A 3,835-nucleotide genomic window follows, 5' to 3' on the forward strand; every position below is an offset into this window, starting at 1 on the left:
CCACCTACCTGCGCGGCGGCACCAGCAAGGGCGTGTTCTTCCGCCTGGAAGACCTGCCGGAATCCTGCCGGGTCCCCGGCGAGGCGCGCGACCGGCTGTTCATGCGGGTGATCGGCAGTCCCGACCCCTATGCCGCGCACATCGACGGGATGGGCGGCGCCACCTCCAGCACCAGCAAGTGCGTGATCCTCTCGAAGAGCAGCCAGCCGGGCCATGACGTCGACTACCTCTACGGCCAGGTCTCCATCGACAAGCCCTTCGTCGACTGGAGCGGCAACTGCGGCAACCTCTCCACCGGGGCCGGCGCCTTCGCCCTGCACGCCGGGCTGGTGGATCCGGCGCGGATACCGGAAGACGGCATCTGCGAGGTACGCATCTGGCAGGCCAATATCGGCAAGACCATCATCGCCCACGTGCCGGTGAGCGGCGGCCAAGTCCAGGAAACCGGCGACTTCGAGCTGGACGGAGTGACCTTCCCGGCGGCCGAGATCGTGCTGGAATTCCTCGATCCGTCCGACGACGGCGAGGACGGCGGCGCCATGTTCCCCACCGGCAACCTGGTGGACGACCTGGAGGTGCCGGGGGTCGGCACCTTCAAGGCGACCATGATCAACGCCGGGATTCCCACGGTGTTCGTCAATGCCGAGGAGATCGGCTACCGCGGCACCGAGCTGCGCGAAGAGATCAACGGCGACCCGCAGCAACTGGCGCTCTTCGAACGGATCCGCGTCGCCGGTGCTCTGCGCATGGGCCTGATCAAGACCCCCGAGGAAGCCGCGACCCGCCAGCACACGCCGAAGATCGCCTTCGTCGCCCCGCCCCGCGACTACCGCACCGCCAGCGGCAAGCTGGTGGCGGCCGGCGATATCGACCTGCTGGTCCGCGCGCTGTCCATGGGCAAGCTGCACCACGCGATGATGGGTACCGCGGCGGTGGCCATCGGCACCGCCGCGGCCATTCCCGGCACCCTGGTGAACCTCGCCGCCGGCGGCGGCGAACGCAGCGCGGTACGCTTCGGCCATCCCTCCGGCACCCTGCGAGTGGGCGCCGAGGCCAGCCAGGCGAACGGCGAATGGACGGTGACCAAGGCGATCATGAGCCGCAGCGCGCGAATCCTCATGGAAGGCTGGGTGCGCGTACCCGGCGAGGCCTTCTGAACCGACCTATCCTTGCTCCGGCCTTCCGCCACCGCGAAAGGCCGGGGCGTCTTGCAGCCACGACAAGAAAAACCATCCCCGAACCAGCCTGACCCGAGAGGAAACCCACCACTTACGAACCACTGGAGTACGCGATGAGTGCCAACGTCGATCTCAACCAACGTCCCGACTACGACGCCGTCCTGCAGGACATCGCCGACTACGTGCTGGACTATCGCATCGATTCCGCGGAGGCCCTGGACACCGCCCGCAACTGCCTGATGGATACCCTCGGCTGCGGCCTGCTGGCGCTGCGCTTCCCGGAATGCACCAAGCACCTCGGCCCGCTGGTCGAGGGCACCCTGGTCCCGCACGGCGCGCGGGTGCCGGGCACCTCCTTCCGGCTCGACCCGGTCAAGGCCGCCTGGGACATCGGCTGCATCGTCCGCTGGCTGGACTACAACGACACCTGGCTGGCCGCCGAGTGGGGCCATCCCTCGGACAACCTCGGCGGCATCCTCGCCGTCGCCGACCACCTCTCGCAGAAACGCCTGGCCAACGGCGAAGCGCCGCTGAGCATGCGCCAGGTACTGGAAGCGATGATCATGGCCCACGAGATCCAGGGCGTGATCGCCCTGGAGAACTCGTTCAATCGCGTCGGCCTCGACCATGTGCTGCTGGTCAAGGTCGCGTCCACCGCCGTCTGCGCCAAGCTGATGGGGGCCGACCGCGAGCAACTGCTGGCCGCCCTCTCCCACGCCTTCGTCGACGGCCAGGCCCTGCGCACCTACCGTCACGCACCGAACGCCGGCTCGCGCAAGTCCTGGGCCGCTGGCGACGCGACGAGCCGCGGCGTACGCCTGGCGGACATCGCCTTGCGCGGCGAGATGGGCATCCCCGGCGTGCTCAGCGCGCCGCAGTGGGGTTTCTACGATGTCCTGTTCAGCCACACCAGCAAGGACCTGGCGACCAAGCCCGAGGACAAGCGGCGCTTCAGCTTCCCCCAGGGCTACGGCAGCTACGTGATGGAAAACGTGCTGTTCAAGATCAGCTTCCCCGCCGAATTCCACGCGCAGACCGCCGCCGAGGCCGCCGTGCGCCTGCATCCGCTGGTGAAGGACCGCCTGCAACGGATCAGCCGCATCGTCATCACCACCCACGAGTCGGCGATCCGCATCATTTCCAAGGTCGGCCCGCTGGCCAACCCCGCCGACCGCGACCATTGCCTGCAGTACATGACCGCCGTGCCGCTGATCTTCGGCGACCTGGTGGCCGAGCACTACGAGGACGCCTTCCACGCCGCCCACCCGCTGATCGACCGCTTGCGCGAGAAGATGGAGATCGTCGAGGAGCCGCGCTACAGCCGTGAATACCTGGAGGCGGACAAGCGCTCCATCGCCAACGCCGTGGAAGTGTTCTTCGACGACGGCAGCAGCACCGGCCAGGTCGCCGTGGAGTACCCGCTCGGCCATCGCCGCCGGCGCGCCGAAGGCATTCCGCTGCTGCAGGAGAAGTTCAAGGCCAACCTGGCCACGCGCTTCCCGCCGCAGCGCTGCCAGAGGATCTTCGACCTGTGCAGCCACCAGGCATCGCTGGAAGCCACGCCGGTGAACCGCTTCATGGACCTCCTGGCGATCTGAGCGCGCCCGCCTGGAAGGCGCTGGGCGGCTGGCCGAGGACCCGGCGGAACATGGTCGAGAAGGCTGCCGGGCTCTCGTAGCCGCAGTCCAGGGCGATGGCGGTGACCGTTTCGCCGCCGGCCAGCCGCGCCAGTGCCTGCACCACGCAGGCGCGTTGCTTCCAGGCCCCGAAGCTGAGGCCGGTGTAGCGACGGAAGGTGCGGTTGAAACTGCGCAGGCTGGTATGCAGCAGCCCGGCCCAGCGCTCGGCGCTGGCGCGGATGTCGGGCTCGACGAGGAACGCCTCGCAAAGCGCCAGCCAGCGCGGCTCGGGCGGCAAGGGCACGTGCAGCGGCAGCGTCTCGGCCGCCGCCAGCTCATGGAGCAACAGCGTCGCCAGCGCGCCGTCGCGACCTTCGGTGTCGTATTCCAGGGGCATGTCCACCGCCGCCAGCAACAGTTGCCGCAGCAACGGCGACACCGCCAGCACCTGGCAGTGCGCCGGCATCGCCGTGGCGCTGCCGGGCTCGATGTACAGGCTGCGGGTGCTCACCCCGAGCATTCGCACCTCGTGCTCGACGCCCGGCGGAATCCACACCGCGCGCTGTGGCGGCACCACCCAGCCGGCGTCGCCGGTACGCACCTGCATCACCCCGCTGGCACCGTACAGCAATTGCGCGCGACGATGCCGATGGCGCGGCAGCAGGTAGCCGTCGGGATAGTCGGTACCCATGGCCACCACGGCCCGGGGCGTGGCGTCGTACTGCTCGATGGAAGCGTTGCGCATGGTCGAAGCACCTGGCCGAAACACGAATAGTATTGGCCAACCTCGCGAAGCGGGCCAACCCCGGGACACCTAAGCTGGCCTTCCGCTCTCGTTCCGGAAACCCGCCATGTTCTATCTCCTGCTCTTTCTCTGCGGCTGCCTCACCGGGGTCAGCGCCGTGCTGTTCGGCTTTGGCGGCGGCTTCGTGGTGGTGCCGCTGCTCTATCACCTGCTGCAACTCGGTCGCGCCGCCGACGACCCGCTGGCCCAGGCGGCCATGCAGGTCGCGGTGGCCACCTCGACCTGCGTGATGA

Annotated in this window: 3 protein-coding genes and 1 pseudogene; 3 read left to right on the top strand and 1 reads right to left on the bottom strand. The window is 68.6% G+C overall.

What is annotated here, in order from left to right:
- Both prpF and prpD read left to right on the top strand, forming a co-directional pair.
- Positions 1 to 1,157: 2-methylaconitate cis-trans isomerase PrpF (gene prpF / locus FFS27_RS30090; RefSeq protein ID WP_137952422.1), on the top strand; the 1,157-nt coding region annotated here is incomplete at its 5' end.
- 134 nt (positions 1,158 to 1,291) lie between these two features.
- Positions 1,292 to 2,776, top strand: coding sequence for a 2-methylcitrate dehydratase (gene prpD, locus FFS27_RS30095; RefSeq protein WP_003109750.1), 1,485 nt, complete (start codon positions 1,292 to 1,294; stop codon positions 2,774 to 2,776).
- Here prpD and FFS27_RS30100 read toward each other — a convergent pair.
- Positions 2,754 to 3,542: an AraC family transcriptional regulator gene (locus FFS27_RS30100; RefSeq protein WP_009315269.1), complete on the bottom strand. Its 789-nt coding sequence runs from the start codon at positions 3,540 to 3,542 to the stop codon at positions 2,754 to 2,756. The two genes, prpD and FFS27_RS30100, sit on opposite strands and share 23 nt — an antisense overlap.
- A gap of 106 nt (positions 3,543 to 3,648) precedes the next feature.
- On the opposite strand from FFS27_RS30100, the pseudogene FFS27_RS30105 reads away from it, so the two are divergent.
- Positions 3,649 to 3,835 (top strand): annotated as a pseudogene (locus FFS27_RS30105) (TSUP family transporter); the annotation flags it as partial.

The sequence above is a fragment of the Pseudomonas sp. 2VD genome (assembly GCF_005503585.1).
GTDB lineage: Bacteria > Pseudomonadota > Gammaproteobacteria > Pseudomonadales > Pseudomonadaceae > Pseudomonas > Pseudomonas aeruginosa.

What these genes read in the sequence shown, in the direction of transcription:
- FFS27_RS30100 (WP_009315269.1), bottom strand. Translation starts at nt 3,542, where the DNA reads ATGCGCAACGCTTCCATCGAGCAGTACGACGCCACGCCCCGGGCCGTG.
- prpD (WP_003109750.1), top strand. Translation starts at nt 1,292, where the DNA reads ATGAGTGCCAACGTCGATCTCAACCAACGTCCCGACTACGACGCCGTC.